The sequence below is a fragment of the Actinomadura sp. GTD37 genome, assembly GCF_041951365.1.
In the GTDB taxonomy this organism is placed as follows: Bacteria; Actinomycetota; Actinomycetes; order Streptosporangiales; family Streptosporangiaceae; genus Spirillospora.
Genome location: NZ_JBGNUS010000015.1, coordinates 28,794 through 55,500, shown reverse-complemented (window position 1 = coordinate 55,500; position 26,707 = coordinate 28,794). Strand labels below are relative to the sequence as shown.

At 74.0% G+C, this 26,707-nt stretch carries 27 protein-coding genes; 18 read left to right on the top strand and 9 right to left on the bottom strand.

Annotated features, from left to right (window positions below):
- Window positions 1-71: 71 nt before the first annotated feature.
- The gene (locus tag ACA511_RS39600) at window positions 72-2,426 is read left to right on the top strand and encodes a penicillin acylase family protein (RefSeq protein WP_375029892.1); all 2,355 of its coding nucleotides are present in this window, start codon (window positions 72-74) and stop codon (window positions 2,424-2,426) included.
- On the opposite strand, the gene ACA511_RS39595 is transcribed toward ACA511_RS39600, so the two are convergent.
- Window positions 2,413-3,066 (bottom strand): putative immunity protein, encoded by a 654-nt coding sequence (locus ACA511_RS39595; protein ID WP_375029891.1) that lies wholly within the window; start codon window positions 3,064-3,066, stop codon window positions 2,413-2,415. The two genes, ACA511_RS39600 and ACA511_RS39595, sit on opposite strands and share 14 nt — an antisense overlap.
- A 95-nt stretch (window positions 3,067-3,161) precedes the next feature.
- Window positions 3,162-3,578, bottom strand: coding sequence for a winged helix-turn-helix transcriptional regulator (locus ACA511_RS39590; RefSeq protein WP_375029890.1), 417 nt, complete (start codon window positions 3,576-3,578; stop codon window positions 3,162-3,164).
- An 88-nt stretch (window positions 3,579-3,666) separates the two neighbouring features.
- Here ACA511_RS39590 and ACA511_RS39585 point away from each other — a divergent pair, with 88 nt between their 5' ends.
- Entirely contained in the window at window positions 3,667-4,314 is a 648-nt protein-coding gene (locus tag ACA511_RS39585) for an NAD(P)-dependent oxidoreductase (protein ID WP_375029889.1), read from the top strand.
- A 102-nt stretch (window positions 4,315-4,416) separates the two neighbouring features.
- Complete coding sequence (locus tag ACA511_RS39580) at window positions 4,417-5,283, top strand: alpha/beta hydrolase (protein WP_375029888.1); 867 nt, start codon at window positions 4,417-4,419, stop codon at window positions 5,281-5,283.
- Here the strand turns inward: ACA511_RS39580 and ACA511_RS39575 are convergent.
- Window positions 5,273-6,199: a LysR substrate-binding domain-containing protein gene (locus ACA511_RS39575; RefSeq protein ID WP_375029887.1), complete on the bottom strand. Its 927-nt coding sequence runs from the start codon at window positions 6,197-6,199 to the stop codon at window positions 5,273-5,275. The genes ACA511_RS39580 and ACA511_RS39575 overlap by 11 nt on opposite strands.
- 84 nt (window positions 6,200-6,283) lie before the next feature.
- Here ACA511_RS39575 and ACA511_RS39570 point away from each other — a divergent pair, with 84 nt between their 5' ends.
- From ACA511_RS39570 to ACA511_RS39535, 8 genes are all read left to right on the top strand, one after another.
- The gene (locus ACA511_RS39570; protein WP_375029886.1) at window positions 6,284-7,720 is read left to right on the top strand and encodes a 2-hydroxymuconic semialdehyde dehydrogenase; all 1,437 of its coding nucleotides are present in this window, start codon (window positions 6,284-6,286) and stop codon (window positions 7,718-7,720) included.
- An 11-nt stretch (window positions 7,721-7,731) separates the two neighbouring features.
- Window positions 7,732-8,532 (top strand): 2-keto-4-pentenoate hydratase, encoded by an 801-nt coding sequence (locus ACA511_RS39565; protein WP_375029885.1) that lies wholly within the window; start codon window positions 7,732-7,734, stop codon window positions 8,530-8,532.
- Window positions 8,532-9,275: a 2-keto-4-pentenoate hydratase gene (locus tag ACA511_RS39560; RefSeq protein WP_375029884.1), complete on the top strand. Its 744-nt coding sequence runs from the start codon at window positions 8,532-8,534 to the stop codon at window positions 9,273-9,275. Before ACA511_RS39565 ends, ACA511_RS39560 begins: the two co-directional genes overlap by 1 nt.
- A complete protein-coding gene (locus ACA511_RS39555; protein ID WP_375029883.1) occupies window positions 9,272-9,709 on the top strand; it encodes a RidA family protein in 438 nt (145 codons plus the stop codon). The genes ACA511_RS39560 and ACA511_RS39555 overlap by 4 nt, the downstream gene beginning before the upstream one ends.
- Window positions 9,706-10,278, top strand: coding sequence for a 3-hydroxyanthranilate 3,4-dioxygenase (locus tag ACA511_RS39550; protein WP_375029882.1), 573 nt, complete (start codon window positions 9,706-9,708; stop codon window positions 10,276-10,278). Before ACA511_RS39555 ends, ACA511_RS39550 begins: the two co-directional genes overlap by 4 nt.
- Before the next feature lie 10 nt (window positions 10,279-10,288).
- Window positions 10,289-11,317 carry an amidohydrolase family protein gene (locus ACA511_RS39545; protein WP_375029881.1) on the top strand — a complete coding sequence of 343 codons (1,029 nt, stop codon included), beginning with the start codon at window positions 10,289-10,291 and terminating at the stop codon, window positions 11,315-11,317.
- On the top strand, window positions 11,314-12,585 hold the full coding sequence (gene kynU, locus ACA511_RS39540) for a kynureninase (RefSeq protein WP_375029880.1): 1,272 nt from the start codon (window positions 11,314-11,316) through the stop codon (window positions 12,583-12,585). Before ACA511_RS39545 ends, kynU begins: the two co-directional genes overlap by 4 nt.
- A 190-nt stretch (window positions 12,586-12,775) precedes the next feature.
- Window positions 12,776-12,979, top strand: coding sequence for a cold-shock protein (locus tag ACA511_RS39535; protein ID WP_067639228.1), 204 nt, complete (start codon window positions 12,776-12,778; stop codon window positions 12,977-12,979).
- Between the two features lie 87 nt (window positions 12,980-13,066).
- Here ACA511_RS39535 and ACA511_RS39530 read toward each other — a convergent pair whose 3' ends face one another.
- Window positions 13,067-13,726, bottom strand: coding sequence for a TetR/AcrR family transcriptional regulator (locus ACA511_RS39530; protein ID WP_375029879.1), 660 nt, complete (start codon window positions 13,724-13,726; stop codon window positions 13,067-13,069).
- On the bottom strand, window positions 13,723-14,946 hold the full coding sequence (locus tag ACA511_RS39525; RefSeq protein ID WP_375029878.1) for an acyl-CoA dehydrogenase family protein: 1,224 nt from the start codon (window positions 14,944-14,946) through the stop codon (window positions 13,723-13,725). The genes ACA511_RS39530 and ACA511_RS39525 overlap by 4 nt, the downstream gene beginning before the upstream one ends.
- Window positions 14,947-14,992: 46 nt before the next feature.
- Between ACA511_RS39525 and ACA511_RS39520 the strand changes: the two genes are divergently transcribed.
- Both ACA511_RS39520 and ACA511_RS39515 read left to right on the top strand, forming a co-directional pair.
- Window positions 14,993-15,739 (top strand): SDR family NAD(P)-dependent oxidoreductase, encoded by a 747-nt coding sequence (locus ACA511_RS39520; protein ID WP_375029877.1) that lies wholly within the window; start codon window positions 14,993-14,995, stop codon window positions 15,737-15,739.
- Between the two features lie 29 nt (window positions 15,740-15,768).
- Complete coding sequence (locus ACA511_RS39515) at window positions 15,769-16,725, top strand: zinc-binding alcohol dehydrogenase family protein (RefSeq protein ID WP_375029876.1); 957 nt, start codon at window positions 15,769-15,771, stop codon at window positions 16,723-16,725.
- 16 nt (window positions 16,726-16,741) lie between these two features.
- Here ACA511_RS39515 and ACA511_RS39510 read toward each other — a convergent pair whose 3' ends face one another.
- Both ACA511_RS39510 and ACA511_RS39505 read right to left on the bottom strand, forming a co-directional pair.
- Window positions 16,742-17,416, bottom strand: coding sequence for a response regulator (locus tag ACA511_RS39510; RefSeq protein ID WP_375029875.1), 675 nt, complete (start codon window positions 17,414-17,416; stop codon window positions 16,742-16,744).
- A gap of 25 nt (window positions 17,417-17,441) precedes the next feature.
- Window positions 17,442-18,695 carry a sensor histidine kinase gene (locus ACA511_RS39505; RefSeq protein ID WP_375029874.1) on the bottom strand — a complete coding sequence of 418 codons (1,254 nt, stop codon included), beginning with the start codon at window positions 18,693-18,695 and terminating at the stop codon, window positions 17,442-17,444.
- A gap of 180 nt (window positions 18,696-18,875) precedes the next feature.
- Here ACA511_RS39505 and ACA511_RS39500 point away from each other — a divergent pair, with 180 nt between their 5' ends.
- The 3 genes from ACA511_RS39500 (at window position 18,876) to thrS (ending at window position 23,320) form a co-directional block, all read left to right on the top strand.
- Window positions 18,876-19,508: a class I SAM-dependent methyltransferase gene (locus ACA511_RS39500; protein WP_375029873.1), complete on the top strand. Its 633-nt coding sequence runs from the start codon at window positions 18,876-18,878 to the stop codon at window positions 19,506-19,508.
- A gap of 69 nt (window positions 19,509-19,577) precedes the next feature.
- Window positions 19,578-21,041: a sugar porter family MFS transporter gene (locus ACA511_RS39495; protein ID WP_375029872.1), complete on the top strand. Its 1,464-nt coding sequence runs from the start codon at window positions 19,578-19,580 to the stop codon at window positions 21,039-21,041.
- Between the two features lie 293 nt (window positions 21,042-21,334).
- A complete protein-coding gene (gene thrS, locus ACA511_RS39490; RefSeq protein ID WP_375029871.1) occupies window positions 21,335-23,320 on the top strand; it encodes a threonine--tRNA ligase in 1,986 nt (661 codons plus the stop codon).
- 51 nt (window positions 23,321-23,371) lie between these two features.
- On the opposite strand, the gene ACA511_RS39485 is transcribed toward thrS, so the two are convergent.
- Window positions 23,372-24,592, bottom strand: a complete 1,221-nt coding sequence (locus ACA511_RS39485) for a hypothetical protein (protein ID WP_375029870.1) — start codon at window positions 24,590-24,592, stop codon at window positions 23,372-23,374.
- Window positions 24,593-24,774: 182 nt separating this feature from the next.
- On the opposite strand from ACA511_RS39485, the gene ACA511_RS39480 reads away from it, so the two are divergent.
- A complete protein-coding gene (locus ACA511_RS39480; RefSeq protein WP_375029869.1) occupies window positions 24,775-25,413 on the top strand; it encodes a TetR family transcriptional regulator in 639 nt (212 codons plus the stop codon).
- A 38-nt stretch (window positions 25,414-25,451) separates the two neighbouring features.
- A complete protein-coding gene (locus ACA511_RS39475) occupies window positions 25,452-26,069 on the top strand; it encodes a hypothetical protein (protein ID WP_375029868.1) in 618 nt (205 codons plus the stop codon).
- On the opposite strand, the gene ACA511_RS39470 is transcribed toward ACA511_RS39475, so the two are convergent.
- Window positions 26,051-26,611 carry an Asp23/Gls24 family envelope stress response protein gene (locus ACA511_RS39470; protein ID WP_375029867.1) on the bottom strand — a complete coding sequence of 187 codons (561 nt, stop codon included), beginning with the start codon at window positions 26,609-26,611 and terminating at the stop codon, window positions 26,051-26,053. The genes ACA511_RS39475 and ACA511_RS39470 overlap by 19 nt on opposite strands.
- Window positions 26,612-26,707 lie beyond the last annotated feature (96 nt).

Sequence of the window (26,707 nt, the reverse complement as noted above, 5' to 3'; positions counted from 1 at the left end):
CGCCGGGCGGGTCTTGTCAGAAGTGACAGGGTGTGCGAATTTTGCGGGACTTCTGTGATCAAGGAGCCCCCATGTCGCGTACCGGCCTGCGGGCGGCGGGCACCGCGGCGGTCGCCGCCGCCGCCCTCTCCGCCGCCCTGGCGCCCGTGTCCCCGTCCGTGGCCGCCGTCGGCGAGCGCGGCATGTCGGCGACCGTCCGCTACACCGAGTACGGCATCCCGCACATCACCGCCGCGGACTACGCGGGCCTCGGCTACGGCACCGGCTACGCGGCGGCGAAGGACAACGCCTGCCTGATCGCACAGGGCGTCGTCACGCTCCGCGGGGAACGCTCCAGGTACTTCGGCCCGGACGCCTCGCCCGACAGGGCGCTGTCGTCGGCGTCCACCAACCTGGCCAGCGACGTCTTCTTCACCGGTGTCAACGACAGCGGCATCGTCGAGCGGCTGGCCGCCGCGCCCGCGCCCTACGGCCCGACCGGCGACGTGCGCGAGCTCAGCCGGGGCTGGGCCGCCGGCTACAACCGGTACCTGCGCGAAGGCGGGGTCGCCGACCCGGCGTGCAAGGGCGCCGCGTGGCTGAAGCCCATCACCGCGCTGGACGTCTACCGGCGCGGCTACGCCCTCGCCATGCTCGGCGGCTCCGGCATGGTCACCGACCAGATCACCGAGGCGGCGCCCCCGAGCGGCGCGCGGGCCGGGACCGGGGCGCAGTCCTTGGAGAAGGCGGCCGAAGGCGCCCGCGGGCTGCTGACCAACACCGACATGGGCAGCAACGCCATCGCCGTGGGCGCCGACGCCACCGCGAACGGACGCGGCGTCCTCCTCGGCAACCCGCACTACCCCTGGCACAACGGGCGGCGCTTCTGGCAGATGCAGCAGACGATCCCCGGCGAGCTGGACGTGAGCGGCGCCGCGCTCCTCGGCGCGCCGTCCGTCAACATCGGCCACACCTCGACGTTCGCGTGGAGCCACACCGTCGCGACCGGCGTCCCGTTCAGCCTGACCGAGCTGCGCCTGGCGCCGGGCGACCCGACGTCCTACTTCGTGGACGGCAGGATCGAGAAGATGACGCAGCGGCGGGTCACCGTCCAGGCCAGGCAGCCGGACGGCACCCTCAAGCCGGTCGCGAGGACGCAGTGGCGCAGCCGCTACGGCCCGATCGTCACGTCCGTCTCGTCCATCGGGCTCCCGTGGACGACCTGGAACGCCTACGCGATCACCGACCCGAACGCCACCAACCTGCGCCTGGCCAACACCTCGCTCGCCCTGGACAAGGCGCGCACCACCGGCGAGGCCGTCCGCGCGCTGAAGCAGACCCAGGGCCTGCCGTGGGTCAACACCATCGCGGCCGACTCGCGCGGGAAGGCGCTGTTCGCCCAGATCCAGGTGCTGCCCAACGTCACGAACGCGTTCGCCGACCGCTGCAACTCCCTGCTCGGCCACCTGACGCTCCGCCAGGCGGGCCTGGCGATCCTGGACGGGACGCGGTCGTCCTGCGCACCCGGGAAGGCGCCGGGGACCGTCCAGCCCGGCATTCTCGACCCCGACCGGTATCCGGTGCTGACCCGGGGCGACTACGTCACGAATTCCAACGACAGCTACTGGCTGTCGAACCCCGGGAAGCCGCTGACCGGATACGACCGCATCATCGGGGACGAGAAGACCGCGCGCACCCTCCGCACGCGAAGCGGCATCGTCTCCGTCCAGGACCAGCTCGCCGAGAGCAGGTTCACCCGCACCGACATGCAGGACCTCGTCTTCGCCGACCGCAACCACGCGGGCGAACTCGCCGCCGCCGGGACGGTGGAGATGTGCCGCGACATGCGCCTCGGCGAGCCGTGCGACGTCCTGGCCAAGTGGGACGGGACCGCCGACGCCGGCAGCCGCGGCGCGCTCCTCTTCGACCGGTACTGGCGCAAGGCGCTCTCGGCGTGGGACCTATGGAGGACGCCGTTCGACGCGTCCGACCCGGTCCGCACGCCGCGCGGCTTCAACACCGGTTCATGGGCCGCCCGCAAGGCCCTGGTCGACGCGGTCGACGAACTGCGGACGTCGAACATCCCGCTCGACGCGCCTCTCGGCGAGCACCAGTACGTCACCCGCAACGGCGAGAGGATCCCCCTCGGCGGCGGCAGCGAGGACCTCGGCGTCCTCAACAAGATCGAGGCCGCGTGGACGCCGGGCAAGGGCTACACGGAGGTCACCACGGGCTCCAGCTACGTCCAGGTCGTCTCGTTCGACGGGGACGCCTGCCCGGACACCCGGACCCTCCTCACCTACTCCCAGTCGGCGGACCCGACGTCACCGCACTACGCCGACCAGACGCGGCTCTTCTCCAAGAAGGGCTGGGTCGCCGAGCGCTTCTGCTCCGGCGAGATCGGCAGGGCGCCCGGCCTCAGGGTCGTCACTCTCACCGGGAACTGACCCCGCCGATCCCGTCGAGGAGGTGATCCAGGCCCTGGGCGAACGCGGCGTCCCAGTCGCCGGCGTCCAGACGGCCGTGCGCGGCGAGGGCCGGGTACAGGTCGCGGCCCGCGCGCAGGGACGCGTCCAGTACGCTCATCAGCCGCGCGACGCGGTTCTTGCCGGCCGGCGCGAGCGGATACCGGGAGAGGACCTCCGCCAAGACCGGTGCGGCCCGCTGCCGGGCCCGCCCGATCAGCATCCCGCCGACCGCGGGATCGCCCCCCGCGTCCAGCTCCCCGATCCGCGCGGCGCTCGCCGCGGCGCGCAGGATGTGCCCGACCTGCGTCGCCCGCGCGATCGGGTGCAGGTAGGCGGCGGACGCGGCGTCCCCGGCGGCCTGCGCGGCGAGGCGGGCGACCTCGGTGCCCGCCTCCTTCGCCGCCCGGTGCGCGTCCAGCGAGGTGACGCGCTGCAACTTCGTCCGCCTGGCGCCGCCGGCGAACTCCCACGCGGCGTCGAGGGCCGCTCGCGGCCGGGAATCCCCGGGAACGGCCTCCTCGAACACCGGCAGGACGTCCTGCGCGCTCTCCGCCGCGAAGCGGGCCACGATCCGAAGCTCGTCCATGGTCAGCTCGAAGTCGCCCGACACACTCGCCACGCTCCCGCCCCCGCTCCACGCGCCTCGGTCCCGCCGAAGATCATCACACGATCCGGCCACTCCACCGCCGATTCGGCGGACGCGGCTCGGGCCTGTCACCTGCCGCGGTTCGCGGAGTCGGGAGCAGGCCGGTTCGCACGGTCGTACGCCTCCTGCGACGCCGACACATCGTGGAGGTACGCGATCGCCCATTCCTCCAGCGCGCGCAGCGGCTCGCGCAGGGTGCGGCCCGCCTCGGTGAGCGTGTACTCGACGCGGACCGGCACTTCGGGGTGGACGGTGCGGCGCACGAGCCCGTCCCGTTCGAGCCCGCGGAGCGTCTGGGTGAGCATCTTCTGCGAGATGCCCTCGACGCGCCGGAGCAACTCGGAGAAGCGGGCGGTGCCGTCCCAGAGGGCGCCCACGATGAGCACCGTCCAGCGGTCGCCGATGCGGTCCAGGATGCGGCGGGTCGGGCAGTCGGCGCGGTAGGGGCTGCCGCGGAGCACCGGCTCGCCCGGAGTGGTTACCACAAAGTGCCTTCTTCCCGTTGGAGAGTAGGTCTCATACGGTAACCAGTGTGCGTCGTCCGGCGCCACCCGTCCCGTCGAAAGGCACCCCGTGTCCCGCATCACCGTCCTCGGAGGCACCGGCTACGCCGGTTCGGCCATCGTCGCGGAGGCCGCCGCCCGCGGTCACCAGGTCACCGCACTGAGCCGCTCGCTCCCCGAAGCGCCGATCCCCGACGTGACCTACGTCCAGGGCGACGCCACCGACGAAGCAACGCTCGCAGCAGTCATCGAGGGCTCGGACGTCGTGGTGGGCGCACTCGCCCCGCGCGGTCCGCTCGCCGGCGCCTTCCGCGACGTCTACCGCGCCGTCGCGCGTCTGGCCGATGCCGCAGGCGTGCCCCTGTTCGTCGTCGGGGGCTACTCGTCGCTGCGTCCCGCGCCCGGGGCGGATCGCTTCGTCACCGACCTCGGCCACATCCCCGCGGAGCTCCACGACGAGATCCGCGCGGGGGCGGCGCTCATCATCGAGGACCTCCCGGCAGCGCCCGCGACCCTCGACTGGGTCTTTGTGAGCCCCGCGCTCAGGTTCGGCGCGCGGATGCCCGGCGAACGGCTCGGCCGCTACCGGCTCGGCGCCGACGTCGCGGTCCAGCCCGACGGCGGCGGCGCGATCTCCGCCGCGGACTACGCCCTCGGGTTCCTCGACCTGATCGAGAAGGGCGACCACCGCAGGGCACAGGTCAACCTCGGCCACTGATACCCCGCCCGCGTTCGAGGCGGCGGGCGGATAGCAGGGTGGTGATAGCCGCCGGGCGAATCGGTATTTGCCCGGTCGCGCGGGGCGGGGGAGGGTGGGAGCGTGAGCGATCTGGACGACTGGCCGGGAAGCGGGCTCAGCGACGAGGAGCTGGACGTCGCCTACAACGTGCGGCGGAAGGCCGGGCCCGAGCTCTTCGCGCGGCACATGGCGCGGTACCGCGAGATGTCGGAGCGGGCCGTGGACGGGCTGCCCGGCCGTCCGGGGATCGTCTACGACGAGGCGAGCGGCGAGCGGCTCGACGTGTGGGGCGCCGGGGACGGCCTGCGGCCCGTGTTCGTCTTCGTGCACGGCGGCTACTGGATGGCGCTGTCGCGGGACGTGTCGTCCTTCATGGCGCGGGCCCTGTACGAGCAGGGCGTCGCGACCGTGGTGCCCGACTACACGCTGGCGCCGGAGGCGCCGCTGGAGGAGATCGTCCGGCAGGTGCGGGCCGCCGTGGCGTGGGTGTACCGGCATGGACGGGAGCACGGGCTCGATCCCGGCCGGATCGTGGTGGGCGGGAGTTCGGCGGGCGGGCACCTGACCGGGATGACCATGGTCGGCGGGTGGCAGGAGCCGCTCGGGCTCCCCGAGGACGTGGTGAAGGCCGCGATGCCGTTCAGCGGGCTGTTCGACATCCGGCCGATCACTCGCGTGTACGTCAACGAGTACGTGCGGCTGGACGTGGAGCGGGCGGCCGCGCTCAGCCCTTCGCTGCTGGACGCCGGCTACCGGTGTCCCGCGGTCTTCGTCGCCGGAGAGGACGACGGGGACGGGTTCCTGGAGCAGTCGCGGCTGTTCCAGCCTCGGTGGGGCCCCGGCGAGCTGCTGATCGTGCCCGGCCGCGATCACTTCGACGTCGTGCTCGATCTCGCCGATCCGGAGTCGCGGGTGAGCGCGGAGCTGAGGCGCCTGATCAGGCGGTGAGGGCCGCCGCCTCCCGGTGGAGGTGGTCGAGCATCAGGCGTGCCGACGGTGTGGGGGCGCGGTGCGCGGGGAGCGTGACGCCCACCTGGCGGCGGACGGCCTCCAGCGGGACGGGCAGCGGCGCGATCTCGGCGTCGGTGCGGGCGACCAGTTCGGGAAGCGCGGCGATCATGTCGGTGTCGCGCACGAGGGTGCGGACGGTCAGCACCGAGGTGCACTCCACCAGGTTGCCCGGCGGGACGAGGCCCGAGGCGCGGAAGACCTGTTCCAGTTCGGTGCGCAGCGCCGTCTGCTCCAGGGGGAGCACCCACGGGTAGGCCAGGAGGTCGGCGAGGCCGACGTCCGGCAGGGCGCGGGCCGGGTGGCCGTGCCGGGCCACGAGGAGGACGGGCTCGCCGTACAGGGTGGTCTGGCGCAGGCCGCGCAGGTCGCCGATCGGGTTGAGGCGGCCGAGGATCAGGTCGATCTCGCCGTCCAGGAGGCGGGGGACCTGCGCGTCGAACGTGGCCTCCCGCACGATCACCGTGATGCCGGGCCGGTCCTTCTTCAGCGCGGCGATCGCGCGGGGGAGCAGGACGCTGGAGCCGGCCAGGAGGGTGCCGATGGTCACCGTGCCGACCTCGCCGTCCGCCAGGCCGGTGATGCGGTCGCCGGCGCGGCGCAGTTCGGCGAGGACGGCGCGGGCGTGCTCGATGAACGCGTCGCCGAAGAGGGTGGGGGTGACGCCGCGCGGCCCGCGGGTGAACAGGTCGACGCCGAGGAGCCTCTCCACCTCGCGCAGGCTGCGGGTGACGGCGGGCTGCGCCAGATGGAGGTGCTCGGCGGCCCGCAGGACGCTGCCGTGGTCGGCGATGGCGACGACGAGCACCAGGTGCCGGAGCTTCAGCCGTCCGTTGAGCAGGTCGATCGCGCGCATACCGCCTTACTATCACGGGTTCGTGATAGCTCACCGGCCGATTGGTATTTGCCAGGCATAGCTGGCGGGGCGGAGGATCGGGGCATGAAGGCTCAGCACTACGTCGGCGGCGTCTTCCGCTCGGACGGCTCCGCGTTCCCGCTCATCGACCCCGCGGACGGCGCCGAAGTGGGCGCCGTCCCCGAGGCGACGCCGGAGGTCGTGGACGACGCCGTCACGGCGGCGCGGGCCGCGCTGAAAGGCGGATGGGGCGCGCTGGGCGCCGAGGACCGGGCCGCCGCACTGCGGCGCGTCGCGGACGGGATCGACGCCCGGTTCGAGGAGTTCGCCGCGGCCGAGGTCGCCGACACCGGCCGCCCCCGGGCGTTCGCCGAGACCGTCGACGTCCCGCGCGCGGCGGGCAACTTCCGCGCCTACGCCGACCTGCTGTACGGGCGGCCCGAACGGGCCTACACGACGCAGGTCCCCGGCTGGAGCACCGGCGCGGGGCAGGCGCTCAACTACACGGTGCGCCGCCCGCTCGGCGTGGTGGCGGTCATCTCGCCGTGGAACCTCCCGCTGCTGCTGTCGACCTGGAAGATCGCCCCGGCGCTCGCCTGCGGCAACGCGGTCGTCCTCAAGCCGTCGGAGGAGACGCCGTCCACCGCGACCCTCCTCGCCCAGGTCATCGGCGAGGCGGGCCTGCCGGACGGCGCGTTCAACCTCGTGCACGGGCACGGCGCGGGCGCGGCGGGCGAGTTCCTCACCGGGCACCCGGGCGTGGACGCGATCGCGTTCACCGGCGAGTCGGCCACCGGCGCCGCGATCATGCGCAGCGCCGCCGACCGCGTCACGCCGGTCTCGTTCGAGCTGGGCGGCAAGAACCCCGCGCTGGTCTTCGCCGACGCCGACCTCGACGCCGCCGTGGACGGGACGGTCCGCTCGTCCTTCACGCACTCCGGCCAGATCTGCCTCTGCACCGAACGCGTCTACGTGGAACGGCCCGTCTTCGACGAGTTCGTCGCCCGGCTGGCCGCACGCGCGCGGGAACTCGACGGCTACGGCCCGATGATCTCGGCCGAGCACCGCGACAAGGTCCTGTCCTACTACCGGCTCGCCCGGGAGGAGGGCGCGACGGTCGTCGCCGGCGGCGGCGCCCCGCGGTTCGGCGACGCGCGGGACGGCGGCTTCTACGTCGAGCCCACCGTCCTCACCGGCCTCCCCGAGACGGCCCGCGCGGTGCGGGAGGAGATCTTCGGGCCGGTCTGCCACGTCGCCCCGTTCGACACCGAGGACGAGGCCCTCGCGCTCGCCAACGACAGCCCCTACGGCCTCGCCTCCGCCGTCTGGACGCGGGACCTGTCCCGCGCGCACCGGGTCGCGCCGCGCGTCGAGACGGGGATCGTCTGGGTGAACTGCTGGAACCTGCGCGACCTGCGCACCCCGTTCGGCGGTGTGAAGGCGTCCGGAATCGGGAGGGAGGGGGGAGAGTACTCCTTGGACTTCTTCTCCGAACCCGTCAACGTCTGCATCCAGATCTGAGGGCTGACCCAGTGACCACGAACATCGACGCCGCCGCGGAGCGGCTGCTCGGCGCCTACGCCGGCGGCACGCCGTGCGCGCCCGTCCGCGACCTGATCACGACCGCGGCGGACGCCTACGCCGTCCAGGACCGGCTGACCGGGCGCTGGCTGGCCGAGGGCCGCCGCCTCGCCGGACGCAAGATCGGGCTGACCTCCAGGGCCGTCCAGCGGCAGATCGGCGTGGACAGCCCCGACTTCGGGATGCTGTTCGCCGACATGGCCGTCCCGGACGGGGAGGAGATCCCCGCGGGCGCCGTGCTGCAGCCGCGCGCCGAGGCGGAGGTCGCGCTCGTGCTGGAGCACGACCTCACCCACGAGCGCCACACCGCCGCCGACGTCATCCGCGCGACCGCGTTCGCGCTGCCCGCCATCGAGGTCGTCGGCAGCCGCGTCCGCGACTGGGACATCACGCTCGCCGACACCGTCGCCGACAACGCCTCGTCCGGCATGTACGCGCTCGGCAACCGCCCCGTCCCGCTGAAGGACGTCGATCTGCGCCTGTGCGGGATGGTGATGGAGCGGCGCGGCGAGCAGGTCTCCACCGGCAACGGCGCGGCCTGCCTCGGCCACCCGCTGAACGCGGCGCTGTGGCTGGCCGACACGCTGGTCCGCGTCGGCCGCCCGCTGCGCGCCGGCGACACGGTGCTGACCGGCGCGCTCGGCCCGGTCGTCCCGGCCGCGCCCGGCGACGTGTTCGAGGCCCGCATCGACGGGCTCGGCGACGTGCGCGTCGCCTTCGGCCGTGACGACACGGGCAGGGAGGAAGGCTGATGGTCGACGTGCACGCGCTGGCCGCGACGCTGGACGAGGCCGCCCGGGACGTCCGGGCCGTCCCGAAGCTGACCGAGCGGACGCCGTTCGACGTGCCCGCCGCCTACGCGGTGCAGCGCGTCGGGATCGAGCGGCGCCGCCGCCGGGGCGAGCGCCTCGCCGGGGTGAAGATGGGCTTCACCAGCCGCGCCAAGATGGTGCAGATGGGCGTGGACGACGTCATCTGGGGCCTGCTCACCGACGGGATGCTCGCCGAGTCGTCCGTGGACGTGTCCCGCCTCATCCACCCGCGCGTCGAACCCGAGATCGCCTACCTGATCGGGCGGGAGGTCCGCTCGCCCGTCGAGGTCGAGTCGGCCGTGGCGGGCGTCGCGGTCGGGTTCGAGGTGCTCGACTCCCGCTACCGGGACTTCGGCTTCACCCTCCCCGACGTGATCGCCGACAACGCGTCGGCGGCGCGGTTCGGGTACGGGGCCTGGCACCCGCCGCGCGACCTGTCGAACGTCGGGCTGCTGATGGAGATCGACGGCCGCCCGGTGCAGGCGGGGTCGTCCGCCGCGATCCTCGGCGACCCGGCGCGGTCGCTGCGGGCGGCGGCGCGGCTCGCGCTCGGCGCCGGGCTGAAGCTCGAACCCGGCTGGATCGTCCTCGCGGGCGCGGCCACGGCGGCCGTCCCGCTGCCGAAGGGCGCGCACGTCCGCGTCACCGGCGCCGGGCTCGGCGCCGTGGAGGTGACGACGTGACCGGCGACGCGTTCCTCGTCGACGGGAAGGCCGAGCCGCGGGGACGGTTCCCGCACGTCAAGCGCGCGGGCGACCTCGTGTTCGTGTCCGGGACGAGCTCGCGCCGCCCCGACGGGACGTTCGCCGGGGCGAGCGCCGACCCTATGGGCGTCACCGACCTCGACATCCGGGCGCAGACCCGCGCCGTCATCGAGAACGTCCGCGACCTCCTGGCCGCCGCCGGAGGAGACCTCCGGGACGTCGTCAACGTCACCGCGTACCTGGTGAGCATGAACGACTTCGGCGGCTACAACGAGGTCTACGGCGAGTACTTCGACGAGACCGGCCCGGCCCGGACGACCGTCGCCGTCCACCAGCTCCCGCACCCGCACCTGCTCATCGAGATCTCGTGCGTCGCCCACATCCCCCCCAACGGCAAGGAGGCCCGGGCATGACCCTTCCGCAGCTGTCGCACGGACGGCCGTTCGACTTCGAGGCCTGGATCGACGAGCACCGCGACCTGCTGAAACCGCCGGTCGGCAACGTCCAGGTGTTCGACGGCGCCGGGCTGATCATCATGGTCGTCGGCGGGCCCAACCAGCGCACCGACTTCCACGACGACCCCACGGAGGAGTTCTTCTACCAGCTCAAGGGCAACATGGTGCTGCGCGTCATGGAGGAGGAGGGCCGCCCGCCGGTCGACGTCCAGATCAACGAGGGCGACATCTTCCTGCTGCCGCCGCACGTCCGGCACTCGCCGCAGCGGCCCGAGGCCGGCTCCATCGGCCTCGTCGTGGAGATCCCGCGGCCGGAGGGGCTGACGGAGGCGTTCGAGTGGTACTGCACCGAGTGCCACCACCTCGTCCACCGCGCCGAGCTCCAGGTCCGCTCGATCGTGGACGACCTGCCGCCCGTGTTCGAGCGCTTCTACGGCGGCGACCGGAAATGCTCCGAGTGCGGGGCCGTCCACCCCGGCAAGACGTGGCCGCAGACCATGACCCCGGCCACCGCGCCCCGGGTCTGACGGAGGTTCCGTGACTGTCATCGACGTCCACGCCCATGTCTTCCCGCGCATCGGCAGGGCCGAGGGCCGCGTGCTCGCCGACGACGGGCAGCCGTGGCTGCGCGTCGACGGCGGCGGCGCCGGGATGATGATGTGCGGCGACGAGGAGTACCGGCCGGTCGGCGAGGCGCTCTGGGACCCCGCGCGCCGCGTCGCCGACATGGACGCGGCGGGCGTGGACGTCCAGGCCGTCTCCTCCACCCCGCTGATGTTCGGGTACGCCGCCGAGCCGTCCCGCGCCGCCGACTGGTGCGACCTGGTGAACGACCGGATCCTGCGGCTCTGCGCGGACGCCCCGGACCGGCTGCTCCCGCTCTGCCAGGTCCCGCTCCAGGACCCGTCCCTCGCCTGCGAGGTCGCGACGCGGGCGGCCGCGGCCGGGCACCGCGGCGTCCACATCGGCAACCACGTCGGCGACCGCAACCTCGACGACGAGGGCATCACCGCGTTCCTCGCGCACTGCGCCCGGCTCGGCCTGCCCGTGCTGGCGCACCCGTGGGACATGCTCGGCGCCGACCGGATGCGCGGCCACATGCTGCCGTGGCTGGCCGGGATGCCCGCCGAGACGCAGCTGAGCATCCTCGGGCTGATGCTGTCCGGCGCGTTCGAGCGCATCCCCGCGTCGCTGCGGCTGTGCTTCTGCCACGGCGGCGGCAGCTTCGCGTTCCTGCTCGGCAGGGCCGACAACGCCTGGCGCAGGCGCGACATCGTCCGCGCCGACTCGCCGCGGCCGCCGTCGGAGTACGTCGACCGGTTCCACGTCGACTCCGCCGTGTTCGACCCGCGCGCCCTCCGGCTGCTCGTGGACGTGATGGGCCCCGAGCGCGTGATGCTCGGCACCGACTACCCCTTCCCGCTGGGCGAGCGCGAGCCGGGCTCGACGATCCGGGCGTGCCCCGGGCTGGACGACGCCGGCCGCGCCCGGCTGCTCGGCGGCAACGCGGAGGCGTTCTTCGCCCCCGCGCACGAACTGGTGACCACCGAAGGAATGACCCCGTGAGCCCCGAAGACCCGGCGAACCAGGAAGCGGAGGCGCGGCGGCTCGACGCGAGCGACCCGCTGCCCGCGCTGCGCGGCGAGTTCCTCGTCCCGCCCGCGCCCGGCGGGACGCACGCGGAGGCCGCCTACTTCGCCGGCAACTCCCTCGGCCTCCAGCCGCGGAGCGTCGCGGGACGGCTGCGCGAGGAACTGGACGACTGGGCGCGGCTCGCCGTGGAGGGGCACACGCGGGCCCGCCGCCCGTGGGTGGACTACCACGCGCTGCTCCGCGAGCCGGCCGCCCGGCTCGTCGGCGCGCTGCCGCACGAGGTCGTCGCGATGAACTCGCTCACCGTCAACCTGCACCTGATGATGGCGAGCTTCTACCGGCCCGCCGGGGCGCGCACCCGCATCGTCATCGAGGACGCGGCGTTCCCGTCCGACTCCTACGCGGTCGCCAGCCAGGCCGTCCACCACGGGCTGGACCCCGCGGTGACGGTCGTGCGGCTGAAGCCCCGCCCCGGCGAGGACAACCTGCGCACCGAGGACGTCCTCGCGTTCCTGGAACGGGAGGGCGGCACCGTCGCGCTGGTCATGCTCGGCGGCGTCAACTACCTGACCGGCCAGCTCATGGACATGCCCGCGATCACCAGGGCGGGCCGCGCCGCCGGGGCCGTCGTCGGCTGGGACCTCGCGCACGCCGCCGGGAACGTCCCGCTGCGGCTGCACGACTGGGACGTCGACTTCGCCGCCTGGTGCACCTACAAGTACCTGAACTCCGGGCCCGGCGCGGTCGCGGGCTGCTTCGTGCACGAGCGGCACGTGCGGGACGCCTCGGTGCCGAAGCTGTCGGGCTGGTGGGGGACCGAGCCGTCCGTCCGGTTCCGGATGGACCCGGTCGTCGCGCCGCCCGCGTCCGCCGACGCCTGGCAGCTCTCCAACCCGCCGATCATGGCGCTCGCGCCCGTGCTGGCCTCCCTGGAGATCTTCGACCGGGTCGGGATGGACGCGCTGCGCGCCAGGAGCGAGCGCCTCACCGGCTACCTCGCCGCCCGGCTCGCCCCGCTCCGGCGCGCGGAGACGATCACCCCGGCCGACCCGGCGGCGCGCGGGACCCAGCTGTCGCTGCGGGTCGCGGACGCGGGCGGGCTCGTCCGCCGGCTCGCCGAGCGGCACGGCGTGCTCGCCGACGCCCGCGAACCCGACGTCGTCCGGCTCGCGCCCGTCCCGCTGTACTGCACGTTCCACGACTGCCACCGCGCGGCCGAGGCAATGGCGGATCTTGTTTAGGTGTGTCGTTGCATAAACGGGGTCGGTATCGGGTAGGTTCGGAGGCGTTGCACGATGGCGCCGACCCGGTCGGCGTCGAGCAGTCTCGAAGCGTTTTCTCCGGGTGACCGGCGGACGTGGGATGAGTCCGCTTGCAGCCCGGTCCGCCGCCCGGCGGGTCGGTGAGGGTACACCCAGAAGGAACATAAGCATGGCCGAAGGCACCGTGAAGTGGTTCAACGCCGAAAAGGGCTTCGGGTTCATCGCCCCCGACGGCGGCGGCCCGGACGTGTTCGTCCACTACTCGGCGATCACCACCAACGGGTACCGCAGCCTGGACGAGAACCAGCGCGTCGGGTTCGAGATCACGCAGGGCCAGAAGGGCCCGCAGGCCGAGGGCGTCTACCCGCTCTAAGGCACTGATCTGACCCACGAACGGCCGGGGACGCTCGTCGTCCCCGGCCTTTCGCATGCCCGCACGCCGCGACGCGCCCCCGGGCCGCTACTCCTTGGGCAGGCGCTCGCCCGCGCGGAGCCGGTCGAGGCCCAGCCAGATGAACTCGACCGCCATCTGCTCGGCGCGCTCGCGCGGCGTGTCGGGGTGCTCGAGCCACCACGACACCATCGACAGCATCGACCCGTACATGAGCGGGACGAGCAGCCGGGCGCGGCGCTCGTTGACCTCCAGCGCGGCCCGGGACAGCGCGGGGTCGGCGCGGCGGCGGCGCAGCAGCAGGTCCGCGAACGCGGTGCCGAGCCGGTCGCGCAGCTCCCGCAGCTCCAGCCCCAGCTCGGGCTTGTCGAGGTGCCGGACGACCAGCGCCCACGCGTCCGGCTCCGCGGTGGCGTAGTCGAACAGGACGCGGATCATCGCCCGGATGCCGTCCGCCGAGCCGTGCGCGGCGAGCACGGCCTCGTTCAGCCGGCCGGTGAGCTCGCCGACGATCGTCTCGGTGACCTCGGTGAACAGCTCGTCCTTGGAGGTGAAGTGCTGGTACAGCAGCGCCTTGGACACCTGCGCCGCGACCGCCACGTGCTCCATCTGGGTCAGGTCGTAGCCGCGGCGGCCGAACTCGGCGAGCGCCACCTGGAGCAGCTGCTCGCGCCGCCGGGCGTACGGCATCCGCCGCCGTACGCCCGCCTCCCCCGTGTCGCCGGTCATGTGCCGACGTACTTGCCCAGCTCGGCGCGGGCCACGGAGCGGACGTGCACCTCGTCCGGGCCGTCCGCGAGGCGCAGGGTCCGCAGGCCCGCCCACATCGCGGCGAGCGGGGTGTCGTCGCTGACCCCGGCGCCGCCGTGCACCTGGATCGCCCTGTCGACGACCTCCAGCGCGACCCGCGGCGCGATCACCTTGATGGCCGCGACCTCGGACCTGGCCGCCTGGACGCCCTGCTCGTCGATCAGCCAGGCCGTCTTCAGGCAGAGCAGGCGGGCCTGCTCGATCGCCATCCGCGACTCGGCGATCTGCTGGCGGACCACGCCCTGCCTGGCGAGCGGCCCGCCGAACGCCACGCGGGACACCGCGCGCTCGCACATCAGCTCCAGCGCCCGCTCGGCCATCCCGATCGCGCGCATGCAGTGGTGGATGCGGCCGGGGCCGAGGCGGGCCTGCGCGATCGCGAAGCCGCCGCCCTCCTCGCCGACGAGGTTCTCCACCGGGACGCGGACGTCGGTGAAGGTGATCTCGCAGTGGCCGTGCTGGTCCTGGTAGCCGAACACGGGCAGCGCCCGGACGACCTCGACGCCGGGCGCGTCGAACGGCACCAGCACCATCGACTGCTGCTGGTACGGGTGCCCGTCCGGGTCGGTCTTGCCCATCAGGATCATGATCTTGCAGCGGGGGTCGGCGGCGCCGCTCGTCCACCACTTGCGGCCGTTGATGACGTAGTGGTCGCCGTCCCGCTCGATGCGGGTGGAGATGTTGGTGGCGTCGGAGCTGGCGACCGCCGGCTCCGTCATGGCGAACGCGCTGCGGATCTCGCCGTCCAGCAGCGGCTTCAGCCACTTCTCCTTCTGCTCGGGCGTGCCGAACAGGTGCAGGACCTCCATGTTGCCGGTGTCGGGCGCGGCGCAGTTGGTGGCCTCGGGCGCGAGGCTGGGGGAGCGTCCCGTCACCTCGGCGAGGGACGCGTAGTCGGTGACGGAGAGGCCGTGCGCCGGGTCCTCGCTGCCGGGGAGGAACAGGTTCCACAGGCCGCGCTCGCGGGCCTCGACCTTGAGGTCCTCGACGATCTGGGGGACGGTGTGCTCGCGCCCTTCCGCGCGAAGCTCCGCCCGCTGGGCGGCGTAGACCGGCTCCGCCGGGTAGACGTGGGAGTCCATGAATTCCTGGAGGCGGCCGAGGTGCTCCCGGGCCCGCCCGCTCAAACCGAAGTCCATTCCGCTAGAGTAACTGACGAGTCAGTTACTTCGGGAGGGAGTCCCCATGGCAGCCTTCGACGGCACCGGCAAGGTCGCGCTGATCACGGGCGGATCCAACGGCATCGGGGCCGCCGTGGCGCGCCGGCTCGCCCGCGAGGGCGCCCGCGTCGTCCTCGCCGACGTCGACGCGGAAGCGGGGGACGCGCTCGCCGATGAGCTGGACGGCGCGTTCGTCCGCTGCGACGTGCGCGAGCCCGCCGACAGCGAGGCCGCCGTCGCGACGGCCGTCGAGCGCTTCGGCGGGCTCGACGTCGCGTTCCTCAACGCCGGCGTCGCCGGCGGCGGGGGCGTGGGCGACGACTTCAACCTCGCCGCCTACCGGCGCGCCATGGGCATCAACCTCGACGGCGTCGTGTTCGGCGCGCGCGCCGCGCTGCCCGCCCTCCGCGCCCGCGGCGGCGGCGACATCGTCGCGACCGCGAGCATGGCGGCCCTCACCGCGACGCCGTTCGACCCGGTCTACGGCGCCAACAAGGCGGCCGTCGTCGGCCTCGTCCGCGCCCTGGGCCCCACCTACGCCGGGGAGGGCGTCCGCGTGAACGCCCTCTGCCCGTCCTTCGCCGACACCGACATCCTCACCCCGCTGAAGGGGCATCTCCAGGAGACCGGCTTCCCGATCCTGAACGTGGACGACGTCGTCGAGGCGTTCATCCGGATCCTGGACTCCGGCGGCGCGGGCGAGGCGTGGTACGTCGTGCCGGGCCGCCCGTCCGAGCCGTTCAAGTTCCGCGGCGTTCCCGGCCCCCGCTGAGCCCGCCGCCCGAGACCGACAGGAGAGACATGCGCGCGATCCAGATCACCGAGTTCGGCGGGCCCGAGGTCCTGACCGTCACCGAGCTGCCCGACCCGACCGCCGGGCCCGGGCACCTGCTCGTCGACGTCTCCCGGGCCGGCGTCAACTACGCCGACACCCACCAGGCGGAGAACAGCTACCTGTCGGCGTCCACGCTGCCGATGGTGCCGGGCGGCGAGGTCGTCGGCACCACCGCGGACGGCCGCCGCGTCGTCGCGCTCGTCGGCACCGGCGGCTACGCCGAGAAGGCCGTCGCACCCGAGGCGCTGGCCTGGAACGTCCCCGACGCCATCGACGACGTCACCGCCCTCGGCATGATCGTGCAGGGCGCGTCCGCGTGGGTGCTGCTGCGCCGCAGCGTCCACCTGGCGCCGGGCGAGTCCGTCGTCGTGCACGCCGCCGCCGGCGGGGTCGGCACCCTCGCCGTCCAGCTCGCCAAGGCGTGGGGCGCCGGGCGGGTCATCGCCACCGCCTCGTCCAAGGAGAAGCGCGACCTCGCCCTCGACCTCGGCGCCGACGCCGCGATCGACGCGAACGAGCCCGAGCTCAAGGACGCGCTGATCGAGGCCAACGGCGGCAAGCGCGTCGACACCGTCCTGGAGATGACGGGCGGCGCCGTCACCGACCAGAGCCTGCGCGCCCTCGCCCCGTTCGGCCGGCTCGCGTTCTACGGGATGGCCTCGCGGAAGGAGCCGTCGCCCGTCCGCCCCGCCACCCTGATGGCGCACTCCACCACGATCTCCGGCATGTGGCTGGCGCACGTCTTCCAGCTCCCCGGCGACGTCATGCGCGCCGCGCTGGACGAGCTGTTCGGCCTCGCCGCCGACGGCCGGCTGCGGGTGATCGGCGGCGGCGAGTACGGCCTCTCCGAGGTCAGGCAGGCGCACGAGGACCTGCGGGCCCGCCGCACCACCGGCAAGCTCGTCCTGGACCCCTCGCGCTAGCCGGACGCCCCGCCCGCTATCCCACGAGGCCGTTCTCGTAGGCGTACACGACGGCCTGGGTGCGGTCGCGCAGCGCCAGCTTGGTCAGCACGTGCCCGACGTGCGTCTTGATCGTCTGCTCGGCCAGCACCAGCTCGGCGGCGATCTCGGCGTTGGACAGGCCGCGCGCGATGAGCCGCAGCACGTCCAGCTCGCGCGGCGTCAGCCCCGCGGTCGCCTGCGGGCTCGGCCGCTGGTGCCGGCGCCGCCGCGCGAAGTCGCCGATCAGCCGCCGGGTGATGGACGGCGCGAGCAGCGCGTCGCCCGCCGCGACGATCCGCACGCCGTTCACCAGGTCGGCCGCCGAGGCGTCCTTCAGCAGGAACCCGCTGGCGCCCGCGCCGAGCGCCTCGTAGACGTACTCGTCCAGGTCGAACGTGGTGAGGACGAGCACCTTCGGCCGCGCCAGCGCCGGGTCGGCGCCCGGATCGGGGTCGCCCACCAGCTCGGCGGTGGCGGCGAGGCCGTCCATCTCCGGCATCCGGATGTCCATCACGATCACGTCCGGGTCGAGCCGGCGGCCCATCTCCACGGCCTCCAGGCCGTTGCCCGCCTGCCCCACCACCTCGATCCCGGGGTCGGAGGACAGCAGCGCCGCGAGCCCGTCGCGGATCATCACCTGGTCGTCGGCGATCAGCACCCGAATCGTCACGGGCCCAACCCTACGGCCGCGAAGATCAGTCCGCGTCCCCGTAGGGCAACTCGGCGACGACCGACCAGCCCGCGTCGGCGCGCGGGCCGGCGTCGAGGCGGCCGCCCAGCATCGTGACGCGCTCGCGCATCCCGACCAGGCCGTGCCCGCCGCCCTGCGACTCCTCCGCCGTGCTGCGGGCCCCGTCGTCGGCGACCGACACCGCCAGCGCCTTCGGCCCGTACCGCACCTCGACGTCGACCCGGGAGCCCGGCGCGTACCGGGCCGCGTTGCTCAGCGACTCCTGCACGATCCGGTACGCCGACAGGTCCACTCCCGCGTTCAGCGGACGCGGCATGCCGACCACGACGCTCGCGACCGACAGCCCGGAGCGGCGGGCGGCGGCGACCAGGTCGTCCAGCCGGTCCAGGCCCGGCTGCGGGGCCCGCTCGGGGCCCTCGCCGTCGGCGCGCAGCAGCCCGACGACCCGGCGCGTCTCGGTGAGCGCCTCGCGGGCGGCGTCGCGCACCACCCCGAACGTCTGCCGCGCGGCGTCCGGCAGGTCGGGGATCTTGTAGGGGGCCGCCTCCGCCTGCATCGCGATCACCGACATGTGGTGCGCGACGACGTCGTGCAGCTCGCGGGCGATGCGGGCGCGCTCCTCCAGCACGGCCTGCCGCGCCAGGTCCTGCCGGTGCTGCTCCTCGCGCCGGCGCAGCTCCTCCACCGCGGAGTGCCGGCCGCCGACCGCGTCGCCGAACGTCAGCGCGACCACGGCGATCCCCGCGAGGATCATGCCGAACCAGCCGGGCATCCCGAACAGCACGGCGGGCACCAGCACCCCGGCGATCGTCACCGCGCCCACGCCGACGGTGGTCTGCCGGTCGGAGCCGACGCCGGTGAAGAACAGGATGACGACCAGGGCCAGGATCGCCGTGACCGGCCACGGCATGAAGCCCGTCCCGTGCCGGATGACGACCGTGAGCAGCAGGCCGAACGCCGCGACCCGCCAGGCGACGAGCGGCCACCGGGCCGCGAAGATCAGCGGCGTCGCCTGCAGCACGCCGAGCGGCCAGGCCAGCCCGGTCTTGACGTGGTACTGCTGGATCGCGATGGCGATGGACCCCGCGGTGAAGCCGATGGTCAGCGCGGCGAGCAGGGCCAGGATCGGCAGGCGCAGCGCCAGCCGCCCCGGCAGCAGGGTGACGGGCGGGCCGTCCCTGCCGAGCAGGAGGGCGGAGCGGACCCCGGCGAGCAGGCGCGTGCGGCCCGCGGAGGCGAAGCGGTCTGGTTCGTTCATTTGACTCGGAGCCTAGGACCAGGGACGGCGGGACGGCCTGACCCGGGGGAGGGAGATCCGACCCGCCCCTCCAGTATCACCTCTGAGCAGCGCGACCAGCGCCGCCCGGCGCCGTGGGCGCGGCCCGCCGCGCCGGACCGCGATCTTGCGGTCACCGGCGCGGCGGCGGAGACTGCGGGAATGACCGACCTGAGCCATCCGATCTTCGCCCGGCTCTATCCCCGGCTGGACGCGGGCTGCGCCAAGGCGGGCGGGGACGCCCACCGCGCCGAGCTGCTCGCCGGGGCGTCCGGCCGCGTGCTGGAGGTGGGCGCCGGACACGGGGCCAACTTCGCGCACTACCCGCCGGACGTCGCCGAGGTGGTCGCCGTCGAGCCCGAGCCGCGGCTGCGCGCGAAGGCCGACCACTCCGCCGGCCGGGCGCCCGTCCCGGTCACGGTGCGGCCCGGCGTCGCCGAGGACCTCGACGAGGACGACGCCTCGTTCGACGTCGCGGTGGCCTCGCTCGTGCTGTGCTCGGTGCGCGATCCGGTCCGCGCCCTGGCCGAGCTGAGGCGCGTCCTCAAACCGGGGGGCGAGCTGCGCTACTACGAGCACGTCCGGGGCGGGACGCCGGGCAAGGTGCGCCTCCAGCGGTACGCCGACGTGCTGTGGCCGCTCTTCGCCGCGGGCTGCCACGTCTCGCGGCCGACGTCCGACTGGATCGCCGGCGCGGGCTTCACGGTGCGGGCCGAGCGGCGGTTCGACTTCCCCGAGCCGGGCCGGGGCAACCCCGCCTCGCCGCACGTCCTCGGAGTCGCCGTCCGCGACTGAGCCGCCGCCGGGCCCGCGCGTCGGGGCCGGACGCCGCATAAGGCCCTGCGCACGGGGAAGTCAGGGCCCATGACGACCTCGGGCAGCCAGCCGCGACCACCGGACGACCGGGCGCCGGAGGGGCCCTCGCACGCGACGGCCACCGCCGTGCTGCTCGCCGGGGCCGCCGCCCTCGGCGGCTTCCTGTTCGGCTACGACTCGTCAGTGATCAACGGAACCGTCGACGCGATCCAGGACGAGTTCGAGCTGAGCGGCTTCGCGGTCGGCTTCGTGGTGTCCGCCGCGCTGCTCGGCTGCGCGGTCGGCGCCTGGTTCGCCGGGCCGCTCGGCGACCGGATGGGCCGCGTCCGGGTGATGCTCGTCGCGTCGGCGCTGTTCGTGATCAGCGCGGTCGGCTCGGCGCTGGCCTTCAGCGCGGTCGACCTGACCGCCTGGCGGCTGGTCGGCGGGCTCGCCATCGGCGCCGCCTCGGTGATCGCGCCCGCCTACATCGCCGAGATCGCGCCCGCCGAGCTGCGCGGCCGGCTCGGCTCGCTCCAGCAGATGGCGATCGTCCTCGGCATCTTCGCGGCCCTCGTCGTCGACTACGTCATCGCCCGCGTGTCCGACGGCGGGGCCACCGGGACGTTCCCCCTGGGCGGGGACGCGTGGCGGTGGATGTTCGCCAGCGCCGTCGTGCCCGCCGTCATGTACGGCCTGATCGCCACGACCATCCCCGAGTCGCCCCGCTACCTGGTCAAGAAGCACCAGACCGCCCGCGCCCGCGAGGTGCTCCGGCGGGTCATGGGGCACGGCGACGTCGACGCCAAGATCTCGGAGATCGCCCGGTCGATCGCCGAGGACCGGCCCGTCCGCCTGACGGACCTGCGCGGGCACCGGCTCGGCCTGCTGCCCATCGTGTGGGTCGGCATCCTGCTGTCGGTCTTCCAGCAGTTCGTCGGCATCAACGTGATCTTCTACTACTCGTCCTCGCTGTGGCAGGCGGTCGGGTTCTCCGAGGACGACGCGATGCTCACCTCGGTGATCAACTCGCTGGTGAACGTCGCGTTCACGCTGGTCGCGATCGCGCTGGTGGACCGGGTCGGGCGGCGGCCGCTGCTGCTCGGCGGCGCCGCAGGCATGGCGGTCTCCCTCGGCACGCTCACCGTCTGCTTCGCCACCGCGCCCGTGGTGGACGGCGACCCGCGCCTCGGCGTCGTCGCCGGCCCGGTCGCGCTCGTCGCCGCCAACGCCTTCGTCGCCTCGTTCGCCGCGACCTGGGGACCGGTCGTGTGGGTGATGCTCGGCGAGATGTTCAACAACTTCATCCGGGCCTCCGCGCTCGCCGTCGCCGCGGCCGCGCAGTGGATCGCGAACTGGGTCATCACGACCACCTTCCCCGGCATCTCGGGCTTCTCGCTCGGCCTCGCCTACGGCCTCTACACGCTGTTCTCCGTCCTCGCGCTCCTGTTCGTGCTCCGCGCCGTCCCCGAGACGAAGGGACGCGAGCTGGAGGACATGGACCGGCTCGCCTCGCCGGGGTCCCGCGCGTGACCGCGCGCACGGCCCGGCGCGCGGCCGCGCCCGTCGGCTACAGTGGACGCATGCCGCACGTTCACGTCGAGACGACGACGCCGGGCCACTCCCGGCGCTGCGGCGGCATGTCCTGACATTGCACGCGCAAGGGCCCCGGGAGCGAATCCCCGGGGCCCTTCCGCGTTCCGGGGACCGCGACGGGGACCTCCGCCACGAGAGGAGACCCGATGGAACCGGATGCGTCCGGGGGAGACCCCGAGTCGATAGCATCGGAACCCGCTGATCCCAGACCGCAATCACGAGGAGTACCCGTGTCCACCGTGTCCGAACTGCGCATCACCCTCGACGGCGGCGAGCGGGCGGTACCGGTGGGCACCACCGCGGGCGAGGCCCTGGACGCCGACGGCCGCACCGTGATCGCCGCCCGGGTCAACGGCGAGCTGCGCGACCTCGCCGGGGAGCTGCGCGACGGCGACGCCGTCGAGCCGGTCGAGATCGGCTCCGCCGACGGCCGGTCGATCATGCGGCACTCCGCCGCGCACGTGATGGCGCAGGCCGTCCAGGAGCTGTTCCCCGAGGCCAGGCTCGGTATCGGGCCGCCGGTGGAGAACGGCTTCTACTACGACTTCGACGTCGCCGAGCCCTTCACCCCCGACGACCTCAAGCGCGTCGAGAAGCGGATGCGCGAGATCGTCAAGCAGGGCCAGCGGTTCTCCCGGCGGCCCGTGTCCGACGACGACGCGCGCGCCGAGCTGGCCGCCGAGCCGTACAAGCTGGAGCTGATCGGCCTGAAGGGCTCCGGCCCGGTCGAGGACGCCGCGGACGGCGCGGACGTCGAGGTGGGCGGCGGCGAGCTGACCATCTACGACAACCTCGACGCCAAGTCCGGCGAGCTGCGCTGGAAGGACCTGTGCCGCGGCCCGCACCTGCCGTCCACCCGCGTCATCCCCGCGTTCAAGCTGATGCGGTCCGGCGGCGCCTACTGGCGGGGCAGCGAGAAGAACCCGCAGCTCCAGCGCATCTACGGCACCGCGTGGGAGTCCCGCGAGAAGCAGGACGAGTACCTGCGGTTCCTGGAGGAGGCCGAGAAGCGCGACCACCGCCGGCTCGGCGCCGAGCTCGACCTGTTCTCCTTCCCGAACGAGATCGGCAGCGGCCTCGCCGTCTTCCACCCGAAGGGCGGCGCCGTCCGCAAGGTCATGGAGGACTACTCCCGCCGCCGGCACGAGGAGGAGGGCTACGAGTTCGTCAACACCCCCCACATCACCAAGGGGCACCTGTTCGAGACCTCCGGGCACCTCGGCTGGTACAAGGACGACATGTTCCCGCCGATGGAGGTCGACGGCGGCGACTACTACCTCAAGCCGATGAACTGCCCGATGCACAACCTGATCTACCGGGCGCGCGGCCGGTCCTACCGGGAGCTGCCGCTGCGGCTGTTCGAGTTCGGGTCGGTGTACCGGTTCGAGAAGTCGGGGGTCGTGCACGGCCTCACCCGCGTCCGCGGCATGACCCAGGACGACGCGCACATCTACTGCACCGAGGAGCAGATGGGCGAGGAGATCAAGCGGCTCCTCGACTTCGTCCTCGGGCTCCTGCGCGACTACGGACTGAACGAGTTCTACCTGGAGCTGTCCACCCGCGACGAGTCCGACAAGTTCATCGGCTCGAACGAGATGTGGGAGAAGGCCACCGCGGCGCTCCGCGACGCCGCCGAGTCGACCGGGCTCGGCCTCGTCCCCGACCCGGGCGGCGCCGCGTTCTACGGCCCGAAGATCTCCGTGCAGGCCAAGGACGCGATCGGCCGCACCTGGCAGCTGTCCACCATCCAGGTCGACCCGAACCAGCCCGAGCGGTTCGGCCTGGAGTACCAGGCGGCGGACGGCACCCGGCAGCGGCCCATGATGCTGCACCGGGCGCTGTTCGGGTCGATCGAGCGGTTCTTCGGCGTGCTGCTGGAGCACTACGCGGGCGCGATGCCGCCGTGGCTGGCGCCCGTCCAGGCGGTCGGCATCCCGATCGGCGACGCGCACGTCCCGCACCTGGACAAGATCGCGGCGAAGCTGCGCGAGCGCGGCATCCGCGTGGAGGTCGACACCTCCTCCGACCGGATGCAGAAGAAGATCCGCAACGCGCAGAAGCAGAAGGTCCCGTACATGCTGCTCGCGGGCGACGACGACGTGGCCAAGGACGCCGTGTCGTTCCGGTACCGCAGCGGAGAGCAGCGGAACGGGGTCCCGATCGCCGAGGCGGTCGGCGAGATCGTCAAGACCGTCGAGGCCCGCGTCCAGATCTGAGCCGGGGGGCCGCGCCCGCCCCGCGCGGGCGCGGCCCCGGTCCGGCGCCGGTCACTCCGCGGAGATGACCAGCGGTGCGTCGCCGTCCTTCTGCCCGACGGCCCACACCGCCGTGGAGCCCGGGACGCGCGTGATGCCCCGCACCTCTCCCCGCACGCCCGGCACGGTCGTTTCGAGCCGCCAGGCACCGCCCGTGTAGTGCAGGATGCGCGGCTCCGTGCCCGCCGGGCCGGGCCGCGGGACGGCCCAGAGCCCGCCCGCGCCGTCCTCGACGAGGCCGTCGGGGCGGTAGGACCAGAGGTCGAGGCTCGCGCTGTAGGTGTGGTGCAGCCCGCCGCCGAAGGCGGCGCCCTCCGGGAGGGCGTCCTCCCGCCATGACGAGCCGTCCCAGTGGTAGGAGCGGTCCACGCGGACACCGGCCTCCATGACGTAGCCGGTCACCCACACGTCGTCGGCTGCCAGCGGCAGGACGGCGACGAGGCGGCCCTCCTTGCCCGCGGCCTGCGGCGGCGTCACGGTGTGCCAGGCGGACCCGTCGAAGCGCGCCGCGAAGCCGCGCTCGGGCGCTCCGCCCGCCTCGGGCGTGCGGCCCACGGCCCACACGTCGCCCGGGGTCCGCTGCCGGACGCCCTGGATCGACGCGCCCAGCGTGTGCGGGGTCCAGCCGCCGTCCGCCCACCGGTGGACGGACGCGCCGCCGTCCGACGCCGGGATCCCCGAGACCCACGCGCCCGCCGCGTCGCCGTCGAGCGACTCCACCGCCCGGAGCGCGGACGGGACGGCGAGCTCCGTCCAGCCCTGGCCGTCCGACCTCGCGAGGTAGGGCGTGCCGAGCCCCTTGCCGTCGGCGGCGTCGCGGCTGCCGGCGGCCCACCCGTCGGCCGCCGTGACGGCGTCGACGAACTTGACCTGCCCGCGCCCGGACAGGCCGGGAGTGCCGATCCACGACCAGCCGCCGCCGTTCCGGCTCTGCAGGACGGGGTTCTGGTGGATGGCCGGCACGCAGGGGCCGCCGATCTCGCCGCAGAACATCGAGGTCCGGTAGCTGTACCACTGGTAGCCGCCGGTCAGCATCGCGTCCGGGCCGGCCGCCGACACCCCGAACAGGCCGCTGGCGCCGAGGGTGAACGGGGCGGGCCGCACCGTCCAGGCGGTGTCGGCGCGGGCGGCGGGCGCGGGGCCCGCGGCGACGCCCAGGGCGACCGCGGCGGACACCGCCGCGACCGCGGCCGGGACCGAGCGCCGCGCGCGGGAGGCGGGCATCGTGTTCATGTGACGGTCCCTTCCGGACGCCGGCCGCGGCGCTGGCGGAGGCCGATCCGCACCGCGCGCTTCCGGGGGAAACATATGATCTTCACCTCACGCACTATGTGACAAGCGGCCCCGGGGTCTCTTGTCCGGCGGGTGACAACCTCAGGGGGCACGGCGTGGCGCCGGATGGGCGAAATCGCGGAATGTGTCCACCGCGCCCTCCGCGCGAGCGGCTCCTCGACGCCGCCTACGCCATCGTGGAGGGCGGGGACTGGGACTCGCTGCGGCTCGCTCAGGTCGCCCGCGCGGCGGGGGCCAGCCGGCAGACCGCCTACAACGAGTTCGGCTCCAAGGTGGGGCTGGGCCGCGCCCTCGTCGAGCGCGAGATCGACGTGCTGGTGGGCGGCGTCCAGGAGCGCATGGAGGCGCACCTCGACGACCTTCCGGCGGCGGTGGAGGCCGCCGTGCTGTTCGTCCTGACCGTTGCGGGGCGCCGGACGCTGCTGCGGAGCATCCTGGGCGCCGGGCGCTACCGCGACGACGACCTCGTGGCCCTCGCCACCCGGCGCGGCGAGCCGATGCTCGCCGAGGTGATCGGCAAGTTCCGGCGCTACGCCGACGGCAGCTGGCCCGCCGTGTCCGGGGACGTCAAGGACGTGCTGGTGGAGACGCTGCTGCGGGTGACGATCAGCCATGTGGTGGCGCCCCTGCACGAGCGCGCGGAGGTCGCCCGCGACCTCGGCGCGCTGACCCGGCTGCTCCTCGCGCCGGCGGGCGCGGCGGGCGGGCCGGGCCCGCCCCGGTCCGCCGATGGCGGAGTGGGCGCCGCCCGGAGTTGGTAGCCTCGTCGCTCACGTGCCACGACGGGGAGTCAGCGGAGATGAAGTCCAGGAGGCCGGCGCGGCGGGGCCGGAGGGCTCGGCTCTGGGGCCGGATCGCCGGCTACGGCTGCACCCTGCTGCTCGTCACCGCCGCCGTCATCGTGCTCCTCATGCCACTGATGGACGACGGGGACAAGGGGACGACCGGGGCGCGGGGGCAGGCGAACCCGTCCGCGTCCGGGCCCGGCCAGCCCGGCGTCCCGGGCCCGGGGCTCCCGGCGACGCCCACCAACCCGCTGCCGCAGCAGAACGGCGGCGGCCGGCCGTATCCGGGCGGGCAGGACGGCGGCGGGTCCGGCGGCCAGGGCGGCGGCCCGGAGATCCCGGAGCAGAACGGCGGCGGCGGCTCCGTCGCCAAGTGCCCGGACGGCACGGCGTTCTACCGCGGCACGGCCACCGGCGTGGACGTGCTGGTCACCGTCTCCGCCAGCGGCCTGATCCGGGCGGAGCTCGTCCTGCAGGGGCGGTCCCCCACGTCGCAGCAGGCGAGCGCGAGCGCGGGCAGGCCGCACACCTTCCACTTCACGGGCGTCTCGCCGCCCCTCGTCGAACGCGTCAAGGTCACCACGGTGTCGGTCGGCGGCGGAATGCAGAGCTGCTACGCGCGGGGCGTCTGACCCGTCCCGCCGCGGGGCTGGGGCGGCGCGGGCATGCGGACGTCCCCCACGGAGACGTTGACCGCCGCGACGCGCGTGCCCAGCATCAGGCCCGTCACCCGCGCCACGTTCTCCTGCACGAGATGGGCGACGTCCCTGATCACGCAGCCGTACTCGACCGCGATGGCGAGGTCGACCGTGACCTCCTCGCCGTCCGCGGCGACGCGGGCGCCCGCCGGGGCCGGCCCGGAGACGCCGGCCACCTCCAGCGCGGCCAGCGCGGCGATCTTCTCCAGCACCGCGTCCTCGACCGTGACCCTGCCCTCCACGCGCACGGTGACGTCGCCGGGGGAGCCGTGCATGGTCATCGGCACCGCCCCGCCGACCCCGGACGCGGGCGGTGCGGGCGGCGCGGGCGGCGCCGGGAGGGGAGTGCCCGGCGGCGGCACCGTCCCGTTCCGCCCCGTTCCCGGCGGCGCGGGCAGCCCGGGGAAGTACGGCGCGGACCCGGGGTCCGGCCCCGGCTCGCCGCCGTCGGTCCGCCGCTTGTCGAGCCCGGTCATGATCGCTCCCCATGGTTCGGTCGGACGACCATGGTGTCGGAGTGGCCCGGAAACGTCACGCCCCGAAGGGCCTCCGGGTGCGCCCGGGAAGGGGAT

Coding starts and splice junctions, on each gene's coding strand:
- ACA511_RS39475 (WP_375029868.1), top strand. CDS start 25,452: ATGAAGTCCAGGAGGCCGGCGCGGCGGGGCCGGAGGGCTCGGCTCTGG.
- ACA511_RS39600 (WP_375029892.1), top strand. CDS start 72: ATGTCGCGTACCGGCCTGCGGGCGGCGGGCACCGCGGCGGTCGCCGCC.
- ACA511_RS39575 (WP_375029887.1), bottom strand. CDS start 6,199: ATGCGCGCGATCGACCTGCTCAACGGACGGCTGAAGCTCCGGCACCTG.
- ACA511_RS39515 (WP_375029876.1), top strand. CDS start 15,769: ATGCGCGCGATCCAGATCACCGAGTTCGGCGGGCCCGAGGTCCTGACC.
- ACA511_RS39570 (WP_375029886.1), top strand. CDS start 6,284: ATGAAGGCTCAGCACTACGTCGGCGGCGTCTTCCGCTCGGACGGCTCC.
- ACA511_RS39520 (WP_375029877.1), top strand. CDS start 14,993: ATGGCAGCCTTCGACGGCACCGGCAAGGTCGCGCTGATCACGGGCGGA.
- ACA511_RS39480 (WP_375029869.1), top strand. CDS start 24,775: ATGTGTCCACCGCGCCCTCCGCGCGAGCGGCTCCTCGACGCCGCCTAC.
- ACA511_RS39525 (WP_375029878.1), bottom strand. CDS start 14,946: ATGGACTTCGGTTTGAGCGGGCGGGCCCGGGAGCACCTCGGCCGCCTC.
- ACA511_RS39550 (WP_375029882.1), top strand. CDS start 9,706: ATGACCCTTCCGCAGCTGTCGCACGGACGGCCGTTCGACTTCGAGGCC.
- ACA511_RS39535 (WP_067639228.1), top strand. CDS start 12,776: ATGGCCGAAGGCACCGTGAAGTGGTTCAACGCCGAAAAGGGCTTCGGG.
- ACA511_RS39560 (WP_375029884.1), top strand. CDS start 8,532: ATGGTCGACGTGCACGCGCTGGCCGCGACGCTGGACGAGGCCGCCCGG.
- ACA511_RS39470 (WP_375029867.1), bottom strand. CDS start 26,611: ATGACCGGGCTCGACAAGCGGCGGACCGACGGCGGCGAGCCGGGGCCG.
- ACA511_RS39500 (WP_375029873.1), top strand. CDS start 18,876: ATGACCGACCTGAGCCATCCGATCTTCGCCCGGCTCTATCCCCGGCTG.
- ACA511_RS39485 (WP_375029870.1), bottom strand. CDS start 24,592: ATGAACACGATGCCCGCCTCCCGCGCGCGGCGCTCGGTCCCGGCCGCG.
- ACA511_RS39505 (WP_375029874.1), bottom strand. CDS start 18,695: ATGAACGAACCAGACCGCTTCGCCTCCGCGGGCCGCACGCGCCTGCTC.
- ACA511_RS39530 (WP_375029879.1), bottom strand. CDS start 13,726: ATGACCGGCGACACGGGGGAGGCGGGCGTACGGCGGCGGATGCCGTAC.
- ACA511_RS39495 (WP_375029872.1), top strand. CDS start 19,578: ATGACGACCTCGGGCAGCCAGCCGCGACCACCGGACGACCGGGCGCCG.